The sequence below is a fragment of the uncultured Tateyamaria sp. genome (assembly GCF_947503415.1).
Lineage (GTDB): Bacteria > Pseudomonadota > Alphaproteobacteria > Rhodobacterales > Rhodobacteraceae > Tateyamaria.
Window position 1 is genome coordinate 87,736 of sequence record NZ_CANNDS010000005.1, and the last position, 21,357, is coordinate 109,092.

The following is a 21,357-nucleotide window of genomic DNA, read 5'->3' on the forward strand; positions in this document are numbered from 1 at the left end:
AGTTGGTCAGTCCCCGAGGCTTTGCAGCCGTTCGCGCACGGCCATGACCGAAGAGTAGGTGGAGACGGAGTAGGGCACAAGGAAGGTGAGCGCGCATTTGGCCCAGGCCACGGCGTCCATCTGTCCGCTTGTGATCCGGTCACCGTGGTTGATCATGGCGATGATGATCCCGACGATGAATGCGATTTTCGCCGCCCGTTTGACTACGGTGCGGTCTGTCGCGATCTGCCAGCTGGTTTGATAGGCCATGGCGGCTCCTCCTGCGCACAGAATTGGACCATTCAGTACCAAATGCAATGGGCGGGCGCATTAACCACGAAACTGTGATTGGTGGAAGTTGGAGCGGGTAACGAGAATCGAACTCGTAACTAAAGCTTGGGAAGCTGCCGTGATACCTTTTCACCATACCCGCGCTCAAGGTTTGAGATAGGCAAGCGGGGCGGCGGGGTCAAGCGGGTTTGCGGGCGGAATAGATGTGGATGCAGGCCGGGATGCGCAGGCCTGCGCCTGTGTCGAACGGAGCGATGGCGTCTGCAACGGCAGTTTGAACTTGAGATGCGGCTTGCGCGTCCGCCTCGTGGTGTTTGACGGCGGCTTCGGCGGGTCCAATCTCCATCATCAGCGCTGCAGTGTGAGCGATGTCGCCCGGCGGAGTGAGGTCAATCTGGACCGTTTCGACCTGTGCCGTGTCGATGCCAGCGTCTGCCATCATAGACAGAGTGCGCGCGTCATCTTCGAAGGCAAAGGGGCCGGGCAGGGTGCGGTCCGTTTTGGGCATCGGACCAAGTACGCTCGCAGCCGCCTTGGCCGGTGCCATGAAATAGGGGTTCTGCGGCGCAGGCCCCCATGCGGCGAAGGTCATCGTGCCGCCCGATTTGAGGGCCGCGTTCAGGTTTGCCATCGCACCCACGGTGTCTTCGAAGAACATGACCCCGAAGCGCGAAATCATGGCGTCGAATGGCGCATCGAAACTGTGCGTTTGTGCGTCCGCGGTCAGCAGCGACACGTTCGCAGCCCCCGCCACCCGTTCAGCGGCAAGGTCGAGCATGGTATGCGAGATGTCGAGGCCGGTCACATGGCCTGTGTCCCCAACCATATTGAGTGCGGCCCCCACGCTGACGCCTGTACCACAGCCAATGTCCAGCACGCGGTCGCCGGTTTTGAGCGGGGCATGGTCCATGACCAAATCCAGCACGGGACCAAGCAGCGCGTCCATTGCCTCTTGCTGCCGCACCCATTTGGGACCCGCGGCGTCGGTCCAGAACTGTTCCTGATCTGTGTTGGTCATGCGCGCCTCCGGCGTCTGCGGCCGCCTTCGCTGTCGCCGCCTGTGTTGAAACTGACGTCTGGCAGGGTCACCAGATCGTTCAGAATAGGGAACGGATCAACCGAGTTGGGGATGGCCGAAGCGTTTACGAAATGCTCCTGAAATCGCGGCTCGATGGCGGTTTCGACCTTGTGGATGCGGCGCACGGTCTCTTCGATCTCGCCCCGCGCATCGCGGTTCAGCAGGGCGATGCGCGCGCCGGTGCCCGCGGCATTGCCTGCCGAGGTCACCTTGTCCAGCGGCGCGTCGGGGATCATGCCCAGCACCATGGCGTGTTTGGAGGAGATGTGCGCGCCGAACGCGCCTGCCAGCACCACGCGGTCCACGGTATCGACGCCAAACTTGTCCATCAGCAGGCGCGCGCCGGAATAAAGGGCCGCCTTGGCCATCTGGATCGCCCGGATGTCCGGGTTGGTGATGGTGATGCGCGGCCCGCCCGTGGCGCTGCCATCGTGCAGAAGGTAGGCTTGGGTGCGCCCGTCGGGCACGCATCGGTCGGTGCCTGTCTGTGCCGCACTGCCAATAAGGCCAGAGGCGTCCAGCACGCCCGCAAGGCGCATCTCGGCAATCGCCTCGATGATGCCAGACCCGCAAATGCCCGTGATCCCGGTGCCTGCGGCAGCCTCGGCAAACCCATCCTCGTCGGACCACATGTCTACGCCGATGATGCGGAAGCGGGGTTCCTTGGTTGTCGGGTCAATCTCGATCCGTTCGATGGCGCCGGGGGCGGCGCGTTGACCCGCCGTGATCTGTGCGCCTTCAAAGGCGGGTCCGGTGGGCGAGGAACAGGCCAATACCTTGTCCTTGTTGCCCAGCAGGATTTCAGCGTTGGTGCCCACATCGACCACCAGAACAAGGTCTTCGGACTTGTCGGGCGCTTCGGACAACGCCACAGCGGCCGCGTCCGCGCCCACATGGCCGGCGATGCAGGGCAACAGGTAGATGCGGGCGGAGGGGTGAATGTTCAGGTCAAGATCATCGGCGCGCATCCGCAGCGCGTTTGAAGTGGCCAGCGCAAAGGGTGCCTGGCCCAATTCGAACGGGTCGATGCCCAGCAGGAGGTGGTGCATGACCGGGTTGCAGACAAACACCGCATCCACGATCAGCCCCTTGTCGATGGCCGCCTCGGTTGCGATCTGGGTGAACAGGGCGTTCATCCCCTCGCGCACGGCTTGCGTCATCTCGCCCGCGCCGCCCGCGTTCATCATGCCGTAGCTGACGCGGCTCATCAGATCTTCGCCAAAGCGGATCTGGGGGTTCATGATGCCGGACGAGGCGACGACCTCTCCGCTGGTCAAATCGCACAGATGCGCGGCAATGGTGGTCGAGCCCAGATCAACGGCAAGGCCGTAGACCGCGCCTTCGTAATAGCCGGGCCAGATATGCATGATGCGCGGCGCGTTTTCATCGTCGCCAAGATGGATGGCCACAGTCACCTTCCACGCGCCCTTGCGCAGAACGGGTTGCAGGGCTTGCAGGATGTGCAGGTCGGCGTGGATGTTGGTGATGCCCCAATCGGTCTCGATCGCGGCAACAAGCCGCTCCAGATCACCTGAGGGGTCGTGCATGTCCGGCTCTTCCACTTCAACATAATAGAGCTTGGTCGAGGGGTTCATGACGATGTCGCGCGCCTCGGCCCGCTTGCGCACAACCTGCTTGTGAACCTGGCTTTCGGGCGGCACGTCGATGACCACATCGCCCTGCACGGTGGCCTGACAACCAAGACGGCGGCCGGGGGTCAGACCACGCTTGGATTTGTAGCGCTCTTCGACCTTGTTCCAGTCCGACAAGGCGTCATCCTCGACCGTGACACCATGCTTGGGAAACTCGCCATAGCTGGGCGTGATCTGGCATTTCGAACAAATGCCGCGCCCCCCACAAACGCTGTCCAGATCCACGCCCAACTGGCGCGCCGCCGTCAGAATGGGCGTGCCAACGGCGAAATGGCCGCGCTTGCCGGAGGGAGTGAAAACGACGAGTGGATCGGTGCTCATGTACGCCTCGAAAGTCATGGTTGCCCACACAATAGTCAGCACGGGGACGGGGGAAAGGTGTCAAACGACATGGGGTGTCACACACACGTCAGTTTTGCCCTCTTCATCTTGCCAGATAAACTTCGGGGGGCCCGCAGGGCGGGGGCTGGCCCCCTCTGACTTATCCGCTGGCGCGGGCGTGAAAGATAAAACCCAACAGGTTCATCAAAACTTGCGCGGCCAGAATGGCGGTCGATCCGGTGGGGTCATAATCCGGGGCCACCTCGACCAGATCAATGCCTACGATCTCGTGGCGCTGTGCGGCGGCCTGCAACATCTCAAGCACGTCATAATACAGAAATCCGCCATGGCTGGGCGTGCCTGTGCCGGGCGCGATGGAGGGGCAAAACGCATCAATGTCGATGGTGATATAGAGCCGCGCGCCTGCCGGAATGCGGTCAATTACGCCACGTGGTCCCAGATCGCGCGCCTGCCGGACAGACAGGATATCGGACCCCATGGCCCGGGCGTCTTCATAGCCTTCCTTGGCGGTGGAACTGACATTGCGAATGCCCACCTGGGTGAGGCCCGTGACATAGTCGCATTCCGCCGCGCGCCGCATCGGATTGCCATGCCCGTGCCGCACGCCATGCCGTTCGTCGACAAAATCAAGATGCGCGTCGATTTGCAGGATGTGGATGTCGCCCTGACCGTTAAAGGCCCGGATGCAGGGAATGTTGACCGAATGATCGCCGCCGATGGTGACGGGCAGGGCGCCTGCGTCCAAGGCTGCCCGCACGCCGGTCTCGATGTTGGCGTGTGACCTTTCTGTGTCGGTATGAATGATGTCTGCGTCGCCCATGTCCACGATCCGCACGGTTTCGGGCAGGTAAGTGGCGTCGTCTTCGTGATCGTAGGCCCCGGCATGGCCGAAGCTGAACAGGGTCGACGCCTCACGAACGGCCCGTGGCCCAAACCGCGCGCCTGATCGCCACTGCGTGCCTGCATCAAAGGGTGCACCAAGGATGGCGACATCGGCGTCCAGAGCCGCCCAATCCTCGATATATGGCCGTTTGCCGAACGTCGAAATGCCGACAAACGGCAGGTTCAGGCGACCTGTGTCGTAGCTGTTGGTCATCGATGCTCTCCTCTGCACGGCAACCCGTCGTTTCTGGCCGACACGAGAACGGAAGAAAAGCATTTACATACGCCTCAGTCAGCGTAACCTGTAGTTGTATTTTGTATTGATCCTTGTTTTACCACCACTCACTTTGAACGGAGACTTCGATGAAAAAATCACTTTTCACCGCGTTGTTGCCCTTGGCCGCCGCATTTTCCCAGCCCACGATGGCACAGGAATTTGGCGTTGAGATGCCAGTCAATCCAACGCCCGACACAGTTTTTCCCACGTCCGAGACCGAGATCAACAGCTGGATTTTTGGCACTTATGACAATGCCAAGATTTACGAACATGGCTGGTCCGTCTGGGCGGGATTGACGACCCCCACTGACGTCACGGCGCTGGGGATCGAAAACGCGTTGATTTACCAGACATGGCTTGCACCATTGGCAATTTACGACCTGACCATCGGCAATGAGGCGGCTCCGATCCTGGGTCTGCGCCAGCCTTTGCAGCATGCCAAAGGCGGCAAGGGCGCTGATCTGAGCAGTGACGCCACTGCCAATGATGCAGGTATCAAGGTGGATTACAGCGTGGCCGAAGTGGTCGCCTATTCCCCGACCTCCGCCCAGCACGCGCTCAGCAACAAGCTGTTGCTGACGCAGACATTGCAAACCTATTTGGAGCAAGGGTACAGCGATATCCCGGCTTTCCCGCCCAGCACCGTTAACATCAAGCCCGTTTACAAGTTGATCTCGGCAAGCGATCTGACGGAAGTGGGCGGGCGCAACCTGTATGCTATGCCTGCATGGCCGGGCACGCCCGACACGTCCAACTGGACGTCGGACCAATTGGCCAAGGGGTATCCCAATACGCTTTGGGGCCAGTGTACCTATATCGATATGGCCCTCGATGCTTCGACGACCGCAACGGGTGTCGATCCCGGGTGTGACAGCCCGGATGATAGCAATATCTTCAGCGTCTCGGATTTCATCAGCATTCCGGTGACCGACGCAGACATCGCCTATTTCAAGGCTGATTTTGAACAGGCCGGAGACACGGCGGCGGTCGACAAGATTGCCGTCGGCGACACGCTGATCCTTGTGGGCATGCATGTCGGAACCCGCGAAACACAGCGGTGGACGTGGCAGACATTCTGGTGGGCGGCAGACCCTGATGCGCCCAACAGCCCCTCAAGTGTAGATCACGCCGCCGCGCGCCCGGACAGCCTGACCGCACAGGCCGCGCACTACGCCATGGCCACGGCCTATTCCATGCTGATCCCGGCCCAACCTATCGACAACGGCAACAATGTGGGTCAGCTCTTGCCTGCCTATAATCCGCATCTCGAAGCGACCTTTGGCACTGGCACCTTTACAGGCGGCACGGGCCCGGTGGTCACCCCGGACGGGACCGTGACCACGAACTTGGGCGTGCAAAGCAATTGCATGACATGCCACGGTCTGGCGGGCGTCGGGAACCCGAATTCGGCCTATGCCTCGAACATGTATGTGGCCCGCAACGCGCCCGGATTTGATGGTGGTCTCAAGGTTGATTTCAGCTGGTCCATCGCAGATGAAGCAAAGCCTGCACCTGTTGCTTTTGCGGACTGAATTGACCCCTTTCACAAAACCTGTCGCGCCCCTTTTCATTTCCCAAGGGGCGTGACATACGAAATCGTCAAACGAACCCTCCCAAGGAGACCCCCATGGAGATTCGCGAGGCGCTCACCTTCGATGATGTTCTGCTGGTTCCGGCCGCGTCCAACGTGTTGCCTGCAACGGCTGATACCCGCACCCGTGTGACAAAAAGCATTGCCCTGAACATACCGCTGCTCAGCTCGGCGATGGACACTGTGACCGAAGGGCGGATGGCGATTGCGATGGCACAAGCCGGGGGCATGGGGGTCGTGCACCGCAATCTCGACATCGAGGCGCAATCGCGCGAGGTGCGCCGGGTCAAACGGTTCGAAAGCGGCATCGTTTACAACCCGATCACGCTGAACGCGAACCAGACACTGGCGGATGCCCGTGCGCTGACTGAACGGTATGGGTTCTCCGGCTTCCCGGTCATCGATGAGAACCGCCGTGTGCTGGGCATCGTGACCAACCGCGACATGCGATTTGCGCAGAACGACGCAACGCCTGTGTCCGTGATGATGACAACCGATGACCTGGCCATTTTGCACGAACCTGCGGACCGCGACGAAGCGATAAGCCTGATGAAGGCGCGCCGCATTGAAAAGCTCCTTGTGACGGATGCCGAGGGCGCGTTGACGGGTCTGCTGACCCTCAAGGACACCGAACAGGCCGTGCTGAACCCTACTGCCTGCAAGGATGATCTGGGTAGGTTGAGGGTGGCCGCAGCCTCCACCGTTGGGGATGCGGGTTTTGAACGATCCGAGGCGCTTGTGGATGCGGGTGTGGACATGATCGTGATCGACACCGCCCATGGCCATTCCGAAGGTGTGGCCGAGGCCGTGCGCAGGGCCAAGAACCTGTCCAATGAGGTCCAGATCGTGGCGGGCAACGTCGCCACGGGCGAGGCGACGCGTGCGTTGATTGATGCGGGTGCTGATGCGATCAAGGTGGGTATTGGCCCAGGCTCCATTTGCACAACGCGCATGGTCGCGGGGGTGGGTGTGCCGCAGCTGACCGCCATTATGGATTGCGCGGCGGCTGCCGGTGATATTCCGGTCATTGCAGATGGTGGCATCAAGTTCTCTGGTGATTTCGCCAAGGCCATCGCGGCTGGCGCATCCTGCGCCATGGTCGGCTCCATGATTGCGGGCACGGATGAAAGCCCGGGCGAAGTGATCCTGTACCAAGGTCGCAGCTTCAAATCCTACCGCGGCATGGGCTCGCTTGGTGCCATGGCCCGTGGATCGGCAGACCGCTATTTCCAGAAAGACGCGGCCAGCGACAAACTGGTCCCCGAAGGCATCGAAGGTCAGGTGCCCTATAAGGGATCCGCCGGGGCGGTTATTCACCAGCTTGTGGGCGGACTGCGTGCAGCTATGGGATACACAGGCTGCGCAACGGTCGAAGAGATGCGCAAGAATTGCAACTTTGTGAAGATCACCGGGGCGGGTCTCAAGGAAAGCCATGTGCATGATGTGCAGATCACACGCGAGTCGCCCAATTACCGGATCATGTGAGACATCAATGCGTTACACGGTTAAGGTGATGTTGTGACGCCCGGTGCACGTGTCGCGGCAGCCATAGACGTTCTGGACGCGATCGTAGCCGGACAGCCTGCCGCACAGGCGCTGACGAGATGGGCGCGCAACAGCCGTTTTGCCGGGTCCAAGGACAGGGCCGCGGTCCGTGATCATGTATATGATGTTTTGCGCCATTGGCGCAGCGATGCGGCGCGTGGAGGTGGTTTCTCTGGACGGGCGCGCATGATCGGCCGGATGCGCGGGCTCGGCGTTGATCCGGCGGGTCTTTTTCACGGGGAAGGGCATGCGCCTGCGCCGTTGTCCAAGGACGAACAACAGGCCGGCGAAGCGCCCATTGAAAGGGGCGTTGCGTGGGACTTGCCCGACTGGTTGCTGCCTCTTTTCGAAGAAAGCCTTGGCACCGAAGCAGAAAGCACCGCGCAGGCGTTGACAGAACGCGCCCCTGTCACCCTGCGCGTGAACCTTGCGAAGACGAACGTTGCGGACGCGCAAGCCCGATTGGTTGAGGATGGCATCATGACCGTCGCAAACCCGCGCGCGTCTACGGCTTTGACCCTGACGGAAGGGGCGCGGCGTCTTCGGAATTCTGCATCCTATACGGAAGGCTTTGTTGAAATTCAGGATGCGTCTAGTCAGAGCGCGGTCTTGAAGTTCGGGTCCTCGGGACGTGCATTGGATCTATGCGCTGGCGGGGGCGGCAAGGCGTTGGCAATGGCCGCATTGGGGTGGTCTGTCACGGCAAGCGACATTGATGCCGCGCGTATGAAAGACCTGCCACACCGTGCCGCGCGAGGAGGCCATGACATCTCCATCCACGCGCAGGAAGATTTGGCGAACTTGCCGAAGTTTGACCTCGTGTTTGTCGATGCGCCGTGTTCGGGTGCTGGAACGTGGCGCCGAACGCCGGATGCAAAATGGGCGCTGACACCTGATCGTCTGGACGCTCTTGTCGCAACACAGCGAGAGGTTTTGACCAACGCGGCCACGCTCGTGGCGCCGGGGGGCACGCTGGTTTACGCGACCTGTTCCGTTTTGAAACTGGAAAATGATGCACAGACGCAATGGCTTATCAGTCAAACTTCATCTTTTGTACTTCAGGAGCAGAGGCACTGGTCGGTCAACGCATGGGGCGATGGTTTCTACGCAGCACACTTGACGCGGGAAGTTTGATCCGGCTTTACTCAACCAGAGGTTTATTTTGCTGCGATGCTTTGCCCACACGGGCCGCATCTGAACTGCGCACAAACGGGCACTGATTAAGGTGCAATTAACCGTTTTGCTCGCAGAAAAGGCACAACGAATCGACATGGATGAGGTGCCTGGTGTCCGAAAGCGCGCGATCGCTGCTCAGTTTGACCCGCCCCGAAAGGGATGGATCGCATCGTGCGGTCAGCCTGTTGGGGGCAGCGGTGCTGCTTGGTGTGATGGGCGCATTGGCGCCAGAACGGTTGATCCAGCTTGGTTTGCTGGCTGCGGCACTCGCCTTGACAGGGCTTGGGTTCGCGGTGGCGTTTTTCGCGCGCAAGTCGCGGTCGCAGCGCGACAGCACCATGTCGACGATCTCGGCCTTTATTGAAAAAGATGCTTCTCCCAGTTTCGTCTGCACGGCGGACGGTGAAGTGCTGCGAGCCAACGCCGCAGCGCGCCAAGCCTACGCCACACGGCGCGGCGAGACATTGGCTGGCACATTGCGCAATACATTCGCGAACCCGGGCGGCATCCTGTTTCGCTTGAAGAACCAGGCCGAAATTGATGGCGCAGCACGCGAAGACATCGTCACGCGCAAAGGGCATATGCGTTTGGCCGTTCACGAAATGGAAGACGACACGCTGCTTTGGCGGCTTGAATCTGCGCCGGACACGGGGCAGGGGCGCGGTGCGGATGGCCCGGGCCTGCCCATGCTGATGGTCGGCCGGACCGGCGCGATCCTCTATATGAATGAAAGCGCGCGCAAACTTGTGGGTTCGCGTGCCAAAACGCTTGAATCGGTCTTTGATCAAGTTCCGTTGAAAATTGGAGCTGTCACTCCGTTGACCACCAGTCAGGGGCCGGTTGAAGTGCTTGTGACCAAGGTCGATGCGGGCGCGGGGCGCCGCGCGTTCTATCTGCTGCCTCCTCCTGAGGAGATGGAAAAAGGTGGTGCGTGGGCCTCTTTGGAAGATTTGCCTGTGCCCCTCGTGCGCTTTTCGCCCGATGGCGAAGTGCGCAGCTTTAATCGCAGTGCATCTGATCTGATCGGCGCAGCACTGAAAAAAGGCGAAAACATCTCGGATCTGATGGCGGGTTTGGGCCGTCCCATTGCCGACTGGTTGGAAGAAACCGTGTCGGGGCGGGCCGTGCAGCAATCGGAATTCCTCAGGCTGTCACGCTCTGACAAGGAGATGTTCGTACAGGTTGTCTTGAACCGTATGCATGACGACGGCGAAGTGTCCATCGTTGGGGTTTTGGCCGACGCAACCGAATTGAAAACGCTGGAGGCGCAGTTTGTTCAAAGCCAGAAAATGCAGGCTATCGGGCAATTGGCGGGTGGCGTTGCGCATGACTTCAACAACCTTCTGACGGCCATTTCCGGACACTGCGATCTTCTGTTGCTGCGTCATGACCAGGGCGATCCAGACTATAGCGACTTGGTACAGATCAATCAGAATGCCAACCGTGCTGCGGCGCTTGTCGGCCAATTGCTGGCGTTCTCCCGGAAACAGACATTGCGCCCGGAAGAGTTGGATCTCCGGGACACGATGTCGGATCTGACCCATCTGCTGAATCGCCTCGTCGGCGAAAAAGTCACGCTGACATTGTCTCATGACCCGGTGCTGAAGCCTATTCGCGCAGACAAACGGCAGCTCGAACAAGTGTTGATGAACCTTGTGGTGAATGCCCGTGATGCAATGCCCGACGGCGGAGAGATCCAAATCGAAACGGAGTGCATGACCCTCGCCGAACCGCTGGAGCGCGACCGGGTCAGTGTGCCTGCCGGAGATTACGTGTGTTTGCGGGTTGTGGACCGCGGTGTCGGCATTTCCCCGGACAAGCTGCAAAAGGTGTTTGAGCCGTTCTATACGACAAAGAAAACCGGCGAAGGCACAGGCTTGGGGCTCTCTACCGCCTACGGCATTGTGAAACAGACGGGCGGGTTCATTTTTGTCGACAGTACTCTCGGGCAGGGTACATGCTTTTCAATAATGTTCCCGGTACTTGAGGTAACAACACCCAAAGCGGTCGCACCAAAGGTCGCCAAGCCGATGGCGGAGCCAAAACATGGTGATGGCGTCATCCTGCTGGTCGAAGATGAAGCGCCGGTGCGTGCCTTTGCAAGCCGGGCATTGCGCCTGCGCGGCTACACTGTGTTGGAGGCCGATTCCGCCGAAGCCGCGCTGAAGACACTGGAAGATGCGACCTTGAACGTTGATCTGTTTGTGACGGACGTCGTGATGCCAGGGAAAGACGGACCGTCATGGGTGCGCGAAGCGCTGCAAGAGCGTCCCGATGTGCGCGTCGTCTTCGTGTCGGGCTATGCCGAGGATCGCCTGAGCGATCAGCAACGGGAAATTCCCAACTCGGTGTTTCTGCCGAAACCGTTTTCACTCAACGATCTTGCCGAAACGGTACATCAGCAACTGCATTGATCAAGCAGTTGGAATGCTGTCATAGAGCGCGAATTCTTCGGCACATTTTCGACGAAAGCGCATTTCGGTGTCGTCCGACAATTCAAGCTTGCGCGCGGGTGACACATTCTCGCGGCCAAGCTCAAACGTCACTTCAAGCCGGTTTGTCAGAAACTGTTGTAGCCTAGGCTGGTCTTCATAACGAAAAAGATGTGTGACACCTGTCCCGTTTTGCTGCCGCTCCAGAAATTTGTACTGACTGCCGACATCTGCGTAGGAGGGTTTTTTTCCTTTCATGTACGCAAGGACAAATTCATCGAAGCTGATGTCGTGGGTCGCGTTCGGACGGCCTTTCATGAAGGGACGCTGGCGATACCGCCACCAACTGCCCAGCCAGCTTATTGGCTCACGCATGACGGCCATCACGTCCAGTTCGACGTCGCAAACATTGAAGTACATCGGGCGGATGAAGCGATTGTAGCGATAGACCGGCGCATGCTTCAGAGCAGGGGGTTCTGACAAAACCAGATCAGCATGCGGTGCCAATGCAGTCTCATATGCAGACGTCCCCGTTTTAGGCACCGACAAGAATGCCAGTTTCGCCCTGTAAAACACCAACATGAGCTGCCCCGATCTACTTTTCTGCGCCTGTGCCCTGATGCGTAAACTACTCCTTAACCCCTCGCGACAAAAGGTGGGTGTGTAGAAATTTATTGAAATGTTCCCGATTTGATCTCATAAGGAACGCAAGGGGAACATCGACGCAGTGGCGGCAGCGATTGCCGCCCCCCGGCGGGTATGACACAAAGGACCAAACCAATGGCAACGGCAGACCTTTTGACCATGACAGACAAGAAATCGGCAGACAAACAAAAGGCGCTGGACAGCGCCCTGGCTCAGATCGAACGGCAGTTCGGCAAAGGGTCCATCATGAAGCTTGGCGACGAGGGCGCCATCCAGGATATCAAGGCCAGCTCTACGGGCAGCCTTGGTCTGGACATTGCTTTGGGCATAGGCGGCTTGCCCATGGGGCGGATCGTGGAAATCTATGGCCCTGAATCGTCAGGCAAAACAACGCTGACCCTGCATTGCGTGGCTGAACAGCAAAAGGCGGGCGGCGTCTGTGCGTTTGTGGATGCAGAGCATGCGCTTGACCCACAATACGCCAAGAAGCTGGGCGTGAACCTTGACGAGCTGCTGATTTCGCAGCCCGATACGGGTGAACAAGCGCTGGAAATCACCGATACGCTGGTTCGCTCCGGTGCGGTAAACATGGTCATTGTCGATTCGGTTGCGGCCCTGACGCCCAAGTCCGAACTTGAAGGCGACATGGGCGATTCAAGCGTCGGCGTTCAGGCCCGGCTGATGAGCCAGGCTATGCGCAAACTGACCGGGTCCATCAGTCGTTCGAACTGCATGGTGATCTTCATCAACCAGATCAGGATGAAAATCGGCGTCATGTTCGGTTCGCCCGAGACAACAACAGGCGGCAATGCGTTGAAGTTTTACTCCTCCGTTCGTCTGGATATCCGCCGCATCGGCGCATTGAAGGACCGCGACGAAGTGGTTGGCAACGCAACCCGCGTCAAGGTCGTGAAAAACAAGGTGGCGCCGCCCTTCAAGCAGGTGGAATTCGACATCATGTACGGCGAAGGCATCTCGAAAATGGGTGAACTTCTGGACCTTGGGGTCAAGGCGGGTGTGGTCGAAAAGTCCGGTTCTTGGTTCAGCTACGGCGACGAACGGATCGGGCAGGGGCGTGAAAATGCCAAGACCTTCCTGAAGGAAAACAACCGCATCGCTTACGATATCGAGGATAAGATCCGTGCCGCGCACGGGTTGGACTTCGACATGCCCGAAGGCGAAAAGGTCGAGGACGACGATATCCTCGAGGCGTGAACCGTCGGGCACCGGGGATTGGGCCCAAAACATCCCTGACGGACCAGACATGGTGCGGACATATCCGGGACAGGGTGTCACGAGGGTGGCGCCCTGTTTCGTTTGTGGACACCGCCGCGGTGCAGCGCTATGTCAGTGCGACCAATCAGACGCCCGGAAAACGCACATGCCCTCGCTCAATGATATCCGCTCGACCTTCTTGAATTACTTTGAAAAACAAGGGCATGCGGTGGTGCCATCCAGCCCGCTTGTGCCGCGCAACGACCCCACGCTGATGTTCGTGAACTCCGGCATGGTGCAGTTCAAGAACCTGTTCACCGGTTTGGAAAAACGCGATTACACCCGCGCGACCTCGTCTCAGAAATGCGTCCGGGCGGGCGGCAAGCATAATGACCTAGATAACGTGGGATATACGGCGCGCCACCATACGTTTTTCGAGATGTTGGGCAACTTCAGCTTTGGCGATTACTTCAAGCACGAAGCGATCCCTTTCGCTTGGAACCTGATCACGGGCGAGTTCGGCATTCCGAAGGACCGGCTTTACGTTACCGTGTACCACACCGACGACGAGGCGTTTGAGATCTGGAAAAAGGTCGGCGTGCCCGAAGACCGGATTATTCGCATCGCGACCTCTGACAATTTCTGGCAGATGGGCCCAACGGGTCCCTGTGGTCCGTGCACCGAGATTTTCTATGATCACGGCGATCACATCTGGGGTGGACCTCCCGGATCGCCTGAGGAAGATGGTGACCGCTTTATCGAAATCTGGAACATCGTTTTCATGCAGAACGAGCAGTTCGAAGACGGCTCGATGGTCGATCTGGACATGCAGTCCATCGACACCGGCATGGGTCTTGAACGCATCGGCGCGCTCTTGCAAGGCAGCCACGACAACTACGACACCGACCTGTTCAAATCGCTGATCGAAGCGTCAGCGGATACGACAGGCGTTGACCCCTATGGCGATCAAAACGTCCATCACCGGGTGATCGCGGATCACCTGCGCTCGACCTCATTCATGATCGCCGACGGTGTGATGCCATCGAATGACGGGCGCGGTTACGTGCTGCGCCGCATCATGCGGCGTGCAATGCGCCATGCACACCTTCTTGGTGCAAAGGATCCGGTGATGTACCGCCTCGTACCGTCGCTGGTACAGCAGATGGGCGCCGCTTATCCTGAGTTGGGGCAAGCGCAAGCGCTGATCACTGAGACGCTAGAGGCCGAGGAAACGCGATTCAAACAGACGCTCGATCGTGGTTTGAAACTGCTGGATGAAGAAGTGTCCGGGCTGGCTGATGGTGCCGATCTACCGGGCGATGCAGCCTTCAAACTCTACGATACCTACGGCTTTCCACTGGACCTGACGCAGGACGCCTTGCGTGAACAAGGCCACGGTGTGGACACCGATGGGTTCGACGCAGCCATGGCCGAACAAAAGGCCAAGGCACGGGCCGCATGGTCCGGGTCGGGCGAGGCGGCGGACGAGACCGTTTGGTTCGACTTGGCAGACCGTCATCCGGCCACTGACTTCCTTGGCTACGACACCGAAAAAGCCGAAGGCGTTGTGCTGGCCATCGTCGGCGAAGGTGCCGAAACTCAATCTTTGGAAGTCGAAGGAGCCGGAGCTTGGGTCGTCTTTAACCAAACCCCGTTTTATGCAGAGGCAGGCGGGCAGATCGCAGACCATGGATATGTGCGTATCGTTGAAGGCAGTGGCGAAGATCACGAGACACGTTTTTCAGGCTTTGTGAGCGACGTGCAAAAGCGCGCTGGCGGCCTGTATGCGCATTATCTCAGGGTTGATACGGGTAAGCTGTCCGTAGGAGATCCCGTTCGGATGGAAGTGGATCATACCCGTCGGAGCGAGATCCGCGCCAACCATTCGGCCACGCACCTGCTGCACGAAGCACTTCGCAATGCGCTCGGGGACCATGTGTCTCAGCGCGGGTCCGTCAACGACAACAAACGGCTGCGGTTCGACTTCAGCCATGGCAAGGCTATGAGTCCAGAGCAGTTGCGCGCGGTCGAGGCAGAAGTAAACGCCTATGTCCGCCAGAATTCTCCCGTCGAGACACGGATCATGACGCCGGACGATGCCCGCGCCTTGGGCGCGCAAGCGCTGTTCGGTGAAAAATACGGTGACGAGGTGCGTGTTGTCTCCATGGGCCGTCAGTATGGCTCCGGCAAGGGCACAAGCGGAGACACCTATTCGTTGGAACTGTGCGGCGGAACACATGTGCGCCAGACCGGTGACATCGGGGCGTTTGTAACGCTGGGCGACAGCGCCTCAAGCGCTGGTGTGCGCCGGATCGAAGCGCTGACCGGGCAGGCGGCGATGGAGTACTTGCGCGGTCAGGACCACCTGTTGGCCGAGACCGCGACCGAGTTGAAAGCGCAGGCGCAGGACGTACCCACACGCGTCAAGGCGCTGATGGAAGAACGCAAGGCACTGGCGGCTGAAGTGGCCCAGCTGCGCCGCGATCTGGCCATGGCGGGCGGCGGTCAGGCCGCGCCTGAAGCGGAAGACGTAAATGGAACGCCCTTCCTCGCGCAAGTGCTCAGCGGTGTACCGGGCAAGGATCTGCCCGCCCTTATCGACGAGCACAAATCCCGCATGGAAACCGGTGCAATTCTTCTGATTGCCGATTCCGACGGTAAAGTCGCCGTGGCAGCGGGCGTCACGCAAGACAGGACTAATAGCGTCAGCGCTGTCGACTTGGTCAAAGCGGCCGTGGTCCAATTGGGCGGCAAGGGCGGCGGCGGTCGCCCGGATATGGCCCAAGGCGGGGCCAAGGATGCAAGCAACGCGGATGCTGCCATCGCGGCGGCCAAAGCGGTCATGGGAGGATAAGATGCCAGCACTCTGGATTGCGCACGTCACAGTCACGGACGAAGAAGCGTACAAGAAATATGCAGCGGGCGCTACGGTCGCCATTGCAGATCACGGCGGCGAATTCATCGCGCGCGGCGGCCGCTATGTACAGCTTGAAGGCAAGGACCGCCCCCGGAATGTCGTTGCAAAGTTCCCCGACGTGGAAACAGCCGAACGTTGCTATCATTCAGACGCATATCAGGCCGCACTCGAACACGCCCGTGGCGCGTCAGAGCGTGAACTCCTGATCGTCGAAACCACCGAATAAGCCTTCTTTCGGCCAAAAATATCCCGGGGGTCTGGGGGCTGGCCCCCAGTCCAACCCTTTAAGACGCGCGCGCCATCCGCTTGCGTTCATGCGGGTCCAAATACCGCTTGCGCAAACGCACGGCGTTTGGCGTCACCTCAACCAATTCATCGTCGTCGATATAGGCAATGGCCTCTTCCAGCGACATGGTGATGGGCGTGGTCAACCGCACCGCCTCGTCCGTGCCAGAGGCCCGTACGTTGGTCAGTTTCTTGCCCTTCAGGGGGTTCACTTCCAGATCATTCTCACGGCTGTGCTCGCCAATGATCATGCCAGTATAAACATCAGCTTGCGCGCCAATGAACATGCGGCCCCGCTCTTCGAGATTCCACAGGGCAAAGGCCACGGATTGTCCGTTCTCCATCGAAATCAGAACACCCGCGCGACGGCCCGGGATTGAACCCTTATGCGGCGCCCATTCATGAAACACGCGGTTCAGCACGCCTGTGCCACGCGTGTCGGTCAGAAACTCACCGTGATAACCGATCAATCCGCGCGACGGCACATGGGCCACGATGCGTGTCTTGCCCGCACCGGCGGGTTTCATTTCCACCAGGTTGCCTTTGCGCACGCCGGTCAGCTTTTCGATGACCGCGCCCGAGTATTCGTCATCCACGTCGATGGTGGCTTCCTCGATAGGCTCGTGCCGGACGCCGTCAATTTCCTGGAACAGCACCTGCGGACGCGAAATGCTCAACTCGAACCCCTCGCGGCGCATGTTCTCGATCAGAACGCCCATCTGCAATTCACCACGGCCCGCCACTTCGAACGCGTCACCGCCGGGGGTGTCTGTGATCTTGATGGCGACGTTGGATTCGGCTTCTTTCATCAGCCGGTCACGGATCACGCGGCTCTGCACTTTCTTGCCGTCACGTCCGGCAAGCGGCGAGTCGTTGATGCCGAACGTCACTGTGATGGTGGGCGGGTCGATGGGTTGGGCGGGCAGCGCCTCGGTGACCGATGGGGCCACGATGCTGTCGGCCACGGTGGCCTTGGACATGCCCGCAAGGGTCACGATGTCACCCGCTTCGGCCAGGTCGATGGGCTGTTGGCCCAGACCGCGGAAGGCGAGGATCTTGGTGCAGCGGAAGTTTTCGATCAAAGACCCGTCGCGGCTGAGCGCCTTGACGGTTTCACCTGCTTTGAGGGTGCCTGATTCAACACGGCCCGTCAGGATACGCCCGATGAACGGGTCTGACCCCAGCGTGGTCGCCAACATGCGGAACGGTTCGTCCCGGGCCGCCACCTGCGCAGGGGCAGGCACATGCTCCACGATCAGATCAAACAGTGCCGACAGATCCTTGCGCGGGCCATCAAGCTCCATGTCCGCCCAGCCGGAGCGACCGGAGGCATACATCGCAGGGAAATCAAGCTGATCATCATCCGCGCCCAAGTTGGCAAATAGATCAAAGCACTCGTCCAGTGCCCGATCCGGCTCTGCATCGGGCTTGTCGACCTTGTTCAGCACAACGATAGGACGCAGTCCCAGCGCCAACGCCTTCGAGGTCACGAATTTCGTCTGCGGCATCGGCCCTTCGGCGGCATCGACCAGCAGCACAACACCGTCGACCATGGACAGGATGCGCTCCACCTCACCACCGAAATCGGCGTGGCCGGGTGTGTCCACGATGTTCACGCGCACGCCGTTCCATTCAACGCTTGTCGCCTTGGCAAGAATGGTGATCCCGCGCTCGCGCTCCAGATCGTTGCTGTCCATGGCGCGCTCAGTCGTCGCCTGATTTTCGCGGTAGGTGCCCGATTGCTTCAGCAATTCATCCACCAGCGTGGTTTTGCCGTGGTCGACGTGGGCGATAATGGCGATGTTGCGCAGATCCATGAAACGGGCCTCAATGATTGTTGCCCGGCCCATATAGCGCCGCAGTGCAGAAAGGAACCCCTAGTGTGTGGCCGTCTTCGAGAAGAGCTGGATCACCAAAATACCCGCAATGATCATGCCCAGCCCCAAAACCGCAGGCAGGTCCAGCCGCTGGCCAAAGACGGCAAAGCCAATCAGGGCAATCAATATGATCCCAAGCCCCGACCACATGGCATAAGCGATGCCAACGGGGATGTATTTCAGCGCAATGCCCAGAAAGAAGAACGCAAACCCATAGGCGATCACGACAACCACAGTGGGCCAGAACCGTGAAAACTGATCACTGGCCTGCAGGGCCGTCGTGCCAACGGTTTCCGCCGCGACCGCGACGATCAGATAGATATAGTGCAAAGGCATGAGCGCTCACTTTCAAAGGGGCAGGGCGGTACTGTCCTTGATCTCTTCCATGACAAAACTGGCAGATACATCGGCAATCGGCACCTGCGCAATCAACTGCTGATATAGCGCGTCATAGCCTGCCATATCAGCCACGCGCGCGCGGATAAGGTAATCCAGATCGCCGGTCATACGGTAGACACTCAGAATGCCGGGGATCGTGCGCGTCGCACGGCTGAACTTGGCCTGCCAATCCGGATCATGGCTGTGCGTGCGGATTTGCATGAACACCATCAGGCCCAGCCCGACCGCGCCCGGATCAATCAACGCCACGCGCCCTTTAATGACGCCCGCCTCTTCCAGCGCCCGCACCCGCCGCCAACAGGCATTGCGCGACAGCGCTACACGCTCTCCCAACTGATCCAGAGAGATGGACGCATCCTGTTGCAGTTCGCGCAGTATCTTGGCGTCGAGGGTGTCAATTGTCTCCATATCGCTCGGATACGTGGGATTTCATCTTCTCACAAGCCGGTTGGCGGGCTGAAACAAAGATATGTTCCCACGCCGCACCTCCTACATTCCTTTCAACTCAAACGGAGGATAACCCATGTTGACCCGGCTTTTCCTGACCCATCCCCGCAGCGTGGATGAAAGCTATGGCGAACACGCTCTGTTCGCTGGCCGCTTTGCCTTTCGCCTCTTCGCCGCCGCAGGCGCTGCCTCTGTCCACGCCATCATCCCGGCCCTGTTTGAAAAGACAGCCGGCAACATGATCACCGCGATGCATGACGACATGCGCAACCGGGGGCGCTGAGCCATGTGTCGTTGGAGCGCATATCTCGGTGATCCCATATTCATGGCAGATGTCATCACCAGCCCGTGCCACTCACTGATCGAACAAGCCAGTGCCGCATCGCAAAGCATCACGTCGATCAATGCCGACGGGTTTGGTGTCGCGTGGTATGATCAACGCCCCGAACCGGGCCTTTTCCGCGACGTGTTCCCGGCGTGGTCTGACGCGAACCTTGCGTCCCTCACCGATCAGGTGCGCGCGCCCTTGTTCATGGCCCATGTCCGCGCTTCGACTGAAACTGCGACCAGCCGCAACAACTGCCACCCGTTCGCCAGCGGCAATTGGAGCTTTATGCACAACGGTCAGATCGGTGATTTCGGTCAGTTCCGCAAATCCGCCGACATGTGTATTGCCGACGCACTTTACCCCGAACGCAAAGGGGCCACAGACAGCGAAGCGCTTTTCCTTGTCGCCCTCAGCATGGGCCTTGCCGACAACCCGCGGCGCGGTCTTGAACGGGCAACCGCCATGATTGTCGAAGCAGGCGAGGCACAGGGCTTTGACCCGCTTGTGCGCATGACCGTCGCCATGACCGACGGCAAGCGCCTAATCGCGGTGCGTTATGCCTCGGACAATCAGGCCCCATCGCTCTATTACCGCTGGGATGACAGGACAAACGGCTGGTCCGTGGTCAGCGAACCCTACGATCAGGACGCCGAATGGCACGAGGTGCCCCAAGGCAGCTTTGTCACCTTCGAGGGGCGCAATCGAACCATTCTGCCGTTCGCGCCGCGCGTGGCCGTGCTGGCCGCTTAACCGGCGAGGGCCTTGTTCAGGTTCTCGTCGATCTTCTCAAGGAAGCCCATGGTGGTCAGCCACCCTTGATCGGGGCCAACCAGTAGGGCCAAATCCTTGGTCATGTGGCCCGACTCCACGGTGTCCACGATCACTTTCTCCAGCGTCTCTGCAAAGCGCATCAGGGCCGCATTGTCGTCCAGCTTGGCCCGGTGCTTCAGACCGCCAGTCCACGCATAGATCGACGCGATGGAGTTGGTCGAGGTCTGTTCCCCCGCCTGATGCTGCCGGTAGTGGCGCGTGACAGTGCCGTGCGCCGCTTCGGCCTCAACGATCTTGCCATCGGGCGTCATCAACTGCGACGTCATCATACCCAGTGACCCGAAGCCTTGCGCCACCACGTCCGACTGCACATCGCCATCGTAGTTCTTGCAAGCCCAGACAAAGCCGCCGTTCCACTTGATGGCACAGGCGACCATGTCGTCGATCAGGCGATGCTCATACCAGATGCCCGCCGCCTCGAACTGCTCCTTGAACTCGGCGTCATAGACCTCCTGAAAGACCTCCAGAAAACGTCCGTCATATTGCTTTAGGATCGTGTTCTTGGTGGATAGATAGACCGGCCAGCCAAGGCTCAGGCCATAGTTGAAAGACGCCCGCGCGAAGTCATAGATCGACGGATCAATATTATACATCGACATGAAGACACCGGCGCTATCGGCCTTGTAGACCTCGTGCTCAATCTCGGTCCCGTCCTCACCAACGAATTTCATGGTCAGCGTGCCAGCGCCGGGAAACTTCATATCCGTGGCCTTGTACTGATCGCCAAAGGCATGGCGGCCCACCACGATGGGCTTGGTCCAACCGGGCACAAGGCGCGGCACGTTGCGGCAGATGATCGGCTGGCGGAAGATCACCCCGCCCAGGATATTTCGGATGGTGCCATTGGGGCTGCGCCACATCTTCTTCAGGCCGAACTCCTCCACCCGCGCCTCATCCGGCGTGATGGTCGCGCATTTGACAGCCACGCCGACCTCTTTGGTCTTTTCGGCAGCGTCGATGGTGATCTGGTCTTCGGTCCGGTCGCGTTCCTCGATCCCCAGATCGTAGTAGAGCAGATCGATGTCGAGATAAGGTTCGATCAGCTTCTTCTTGATGAAGTCCCACATGATGCGGGTCATCTCATCCCCGTCCATTTCGACGATGGGGTTGTCTACCTTGATCTTGGTCATGGGGAGGGTCCTTTGCACGCGCGAAAACTCTGCCCGTC

General features: G+C 59.5%; 18 protein-coding genes and 1 tRNA gene. 9 read left to right on the plus strand and 10 right to left on the minus strand.

Features of this window, described 5'->3' with window-relative positions; genetic code table 11:
* Positions 1 to 6: 6 nt before the first annotated feature.
* The 5 genes from nrtS to speB form a co-directional block, all read right to left on the minus strand.
* Positions 7 to 249, minus strand: a complete 243-nt coding sequence (gene nrtS, locus Q1A32_RS21305) for a nitrate/nitrite transporter NrtS (RefSeq protein WP_299657794.1) — start codon at positions 247 to 249, stop codon at positions 7 to 9.
* 89 nt (positions 250 to 338) lie between these two features.
* Positions 339 to 412, minus strand: a tRNA-Gly gene (locus Q1A32_RS21310).
* A 36-nt stretch (positions 413 to 448) separates the two neighbouring features.
* On the minus strand, positions 449 to 1,288 hold the full coding sequence (locus Q1A32_RS21315) for a class I SAM-dependent methyltransferase (protein ID WP_299657796.1): 840 nt from the start codon (positions 1,286 to 1,288) through the stop codon (positions 449 to 451).
* Positions 1,285 to 3,321, minus strand: coding sequence for an ASKHA domain-containing protein (locus tag Q1A32_RS21320; RefSeq protein WP_299657798.1), 2,037 nt, complete (start codon positions 3,319 to 3,321; stop codon positions 1,285 to 1,287). The genes Q1A32_RS21315 and Q1A32_RS21320 overlap by 4 nt, the downstream gene beginning before the upstream one ends.
* A gap of 160 nt (positions 3,322 to 3,481) precedes the next feature.
* Positions 3,482 to 4,438, minus strand: a complete 957-nt coding sequence (gene speB, locus Q1A32_RS21325; RefSeq protein WP_299657800.1) for an agmatinase — start codon at positions 4,436 to 4,438, stop codon at positions 3,482 to 3,484.
* A gap of 149 nt (positions 4,439 to 4,587) precedes the next feature.
* Here speB and Q1A32_RS21330 point away from each other — a divergent pair, with 149 nt between their 5' ends.
* The 4 genes from Q1A32_RS21330 (at position 4,588) to Q1A32_RS21345 (ending at position 11,227) form a co-directional block, all read left to right on the plus strand.
* Entirely contained in the window at positions 4,588 to 6,033 is a 1,446-nt protein-coding gene (locus Q1A32_RS21330) for a hypothetical protein (RefSeq protein WP_299657803.1), read from the plus strand.
* 95 nt (positions 6,034 to 6,128) lie between these two features.
* Positions 6,129 to 7,577, plus strand: coding sequence for an IMP dehydrogenase (gene guaB, locus Q1A32_RS21335; protein WP_299612560.1), 1,449 nt, complete (start codon positions 6,129 to 6,131; stop codon positions 7,575 to 7,577).
* A gap of 33 nt (positions 7,578 to 7,610) precedes the next feature.
* Positions 7,611 to 8,771, plus strand: coding sequence for an RsmB/NOP family class I SAM-dependent RNA methyltransferase (locus Q1A32_RS21340; RefSeq protein WP_299657805.1), 1,161 nt, complete (start codon positions 7,611 to 7,613; stop codon positions 8,769 to 8,771).
* 254 nt (positions 8,772 to 9,025) lie between these two features.
* Complete coding sequence (locus Q1A32_RS21345) at positions 9,026 to 11,227, plus strand: ATP-binding protein (protein ID WP_299657989.1); 2,202 nt, start codon at positions 9,026 to 9,028, stop codon at positions 11,225 to 11,227.
* On the opposite strand, the gene Q1A32_RS21350 is transcribed toward Q1A32_RS21345, so the two are convergent.
* Complete coding sequence (locus Q1A32_RS21350) at positions 11,228 to 11,827, minus strand: gamma-glutamyl kinase (RefSeq protein ID WP_299657807.1); 600 nt, start codon at positions 11,825 to 11,827, stop codon at positions 11,228 to 11,230.
* Between the two features lie 198 nt (positions 11,828 to 12,025).
* Here Q1A32_RS21350 and recA point away from each other — a divergent pair, with 198 nt between their 5' ends.
* The 3 genes from recA to Q1A32_RS21365 all read left to right on the plus strand — a co-directional run bounded on the left by recA (position 12,026) and on the right by Q1A32_RS21365 (position 16,248).
* Positions 12,026 to 13,105, plus strand: coding sequence for a recombinase RecA (recA, locus tag Q1A32_RS21355; protein ID WP_299657809.1), 1,080 nt, complete (start codon positions 12,026 to 12,028; stop codon positions 13,103 to 13,105).
* Positions 13,106 to 13,271: 166 nt separating this feature from the next.
* On the plus strand, positions 13,272 to 15,959 hold the full coding sequence (gene alaS, locus Q1A32_RS21360; RefSeq protein ID WP_299657810.1) for an alanine--tRNA ligase: 2,688 nt from the start codon (positions 13,272 to 13,274) through the stop codon (positions 15,957 to 15,959).
* Position 15,960: 1 nt separating this feature from the next.
* Positions 15,961 to 16,248: a DUF1330 domain-containing protein gene (locus Q1A32_RS21365; RefSeq protein WP_299612573.1), complete on the plus strand. Its 288-nt coding sequence runs from the start codon at positions 15,961 to 15,963 to the stop codon at positions 16,246 to 16,248.
* A gap of 58 nt (positions 16,249 to 16,306) precedes the next feature.
* Here Q1A32_RS21365 and typA read toward each other — a convergent pair whose 3' ends face one another.
* From typA to Q1A32_RS21380, 3 genes are read right to left on the minus strand one after another with little or no spacing between them, the layout of a single operon-like run.
* On the minus strand, positions 16,307 to 18,124 hold the full coding sequence (typA, locus tag Q1A32_RS21370) for a translational GTPase TypA (protein WP_299657811.1): 1,818 nt from the start codon (positions 18,122 to 18,124) through the stop codon (positions 16,307 to 16,309).
* Positions 18,125 to 18,184: 60 nt separating this feature from the next.
* Positions 18,185 to 18,520: an SMR family transporter gene (locus tag Q1A32_RS21375; RefSeq protein ID WP_299657812.1), complete on the minus strand. Its 336-nt coding sequence runs from the start codon at positions 18,518 to 18,520 to the stop codon at positions 18,185 to 18,187.
* Positions 18,521 to 18,532: 12 nt separating this feature from the next.
* Positions 18,533 to 18,991: an Lrp/AsnC family transcriptional regulator gene (locus Q1A32_RS21380; RefSeq protein ID WP_299657813.1), complete on the minus strand. Its 459-nt coding sequence runs from the start codon at positions 18,989 to 18,991 to the stop codon at positions 18,533 to 18,535.
* A gap of 115 nt (positions 18,992 to 19,106) precedes the next feature.
* Here Q1A32_RS21380 and Q1A32_RS21385 point away from each other — a divergent pair, with 115 nt between their 5' ends.
* Complete coding sequence (locus Q1A32_RS21385; RefSeq protein WP_299657814.1) at positions 19,107 to 19,313, plus strand: DUF6356 family protein; 207 nt, start codon at positions 19,107 to 19,109, stop codon at positions 19,311 to 19,313.
* 3 nt (positions 19,314 to 19,316) lie between these two features.
* Entirely contained in the window at positions 19,317 to 20,108 is a 792-nt protein-coding gene (locus Q1A32_RS21390; protein ID WP_299657815.1) for a class II glutamine amidotransferase, read from the plus strand.
* On the opposite strand, the gene Q1A32_RS21395 is transcribed toward Q1A32_RS21390, so the two are convergent.
* Positions 20,105 to 21,319, minus strand: a complete 1,215-nt coding sequence (locus Q1A32_RS21395) for an NADP-dependent isocitrate dehydrogenase (RefSeq protein WP_299657816.1) — start codon at positions 21,317 to 21,319, stop codon at positions 20,105 to 20,107. The two genes, Q1A32_RS21390 and Q1A32_RS21395, sit on opposite strands and share 4 nt — an antisense overlap.
* Positions 21,320 to 21,357 lie beyond the last annotated feature (38 nt).

Coding starts and splice junctions, on each gene's coding strand:
- Q1A32_RS21380 (WP_299657813.1), bottom strand. CDS start 18,991: ATGGAGACAATTGACACCCTCGACGCCAAGATACTGCGCGAACTGCAA.
- Q1A32_RS21315 (WP_299657796.1), bottom strand. CDS start 1,288: ATGACCAACACAGATCAGGAACAGTTCTGGACCGACGCCGCGGGTCCC.
- Q1A32_RS21385 (WP_299657814.1), top strand. CDS start 19,107: ATGTTGACCCGGCTTTTCCTGACCCATCCCCGCAGCGTGGATGAAAGC.
- Q1A32_RS21395 (WP_299657816.1), bottom strand. CDS start 21,319: ATGACCAAGATCAAGGTAGACAACCCCATCGTCGAAATGGACGGGGAT.
- alaS (WP_299657810.1), top strand. CDS start 13,272: ATGCCCTCGCTCAATGATATCCGCTCGACCTTCTTGAATTACTTTGAA.
- Q1A32_RS21320 (WP_299657798.1), bottom strand. CDS start 3,321: ATGAGCACCGATCCACTCGTCGTTTTCACTCCCTCCGGCAAGCGCGGC.
- Q1A32_RS21365 (WP_299612573.1), top strand. CDS start 15,961: ATGCCAGCACTCTGGATTGCGCACGTCACAGTCACGGACGAAGAAGCG.
- Q1A32_RS21375 (WP_299657812.1), bottom strand. CDS start 18,520: ATGCCTTTGCACTATATCTATCTGATCGTCGCGGTCGCGGCGGAAACC.
- Q1A32_RS21390 (WP_299657815.1), top strand. CDS start 19,317: ATGTGTCGTTGGAGCGCATATCTCGGTGATCCCATATTCATGGCAGAT.
- Q1A32_RS21330 (WP_299657803.1), top strand. CDS start 4,588: ATGAAAAAATCACTTTTCACCGCGTTGTTGCCCTTGGCCGCCGCATTT.
- Q1A32_RS21350 (WP_299657807.1), bottom strand. CDS start 11,827: ATGTTGGTGTTTTACAGGGCGAAACTGGCATTCTTGTCGGTGCCTAAA.
- guaB (WP_299612560.1), top strand. CDS start 6,129: ATGGAGATTCGCGAGGCGCTCACCTTCGATGATGTTCTGCTGGTTCCG.
- Q1A32_RS21345 (WP_299657989.1), top strand. CDS start 9,026: ATGGGCGCATTGGCGCCAGAACGGTTGATCCAGCTTGGTTTGCTGGCT.
- nrtS (WP_299657794.1), bottom strand. CDS start 249: ATGGCCTATCAAACCAGCTGGCAGATCGCGACAGACCGCACCGTAGTC.
- recA (WP_299657809.1), top strand. CDS start 12,026: ATGGCAACGGCAGACCTTTTGACCATGACAGACAAGAAATCGGCAGAC.
- speB (WP_299657800.1), bottom strand. CDS start 4,438: ATGACCAACAGCTACGACACAGGTCGCCTGAACCTGCCGTTTGTCGGC.
- typA (WP_299657811.1), bottom strand. CDS start 18,124: ATGGATCTGCGCAACATCGCCATTATCGCCCACGTCGACCACGGCAAA.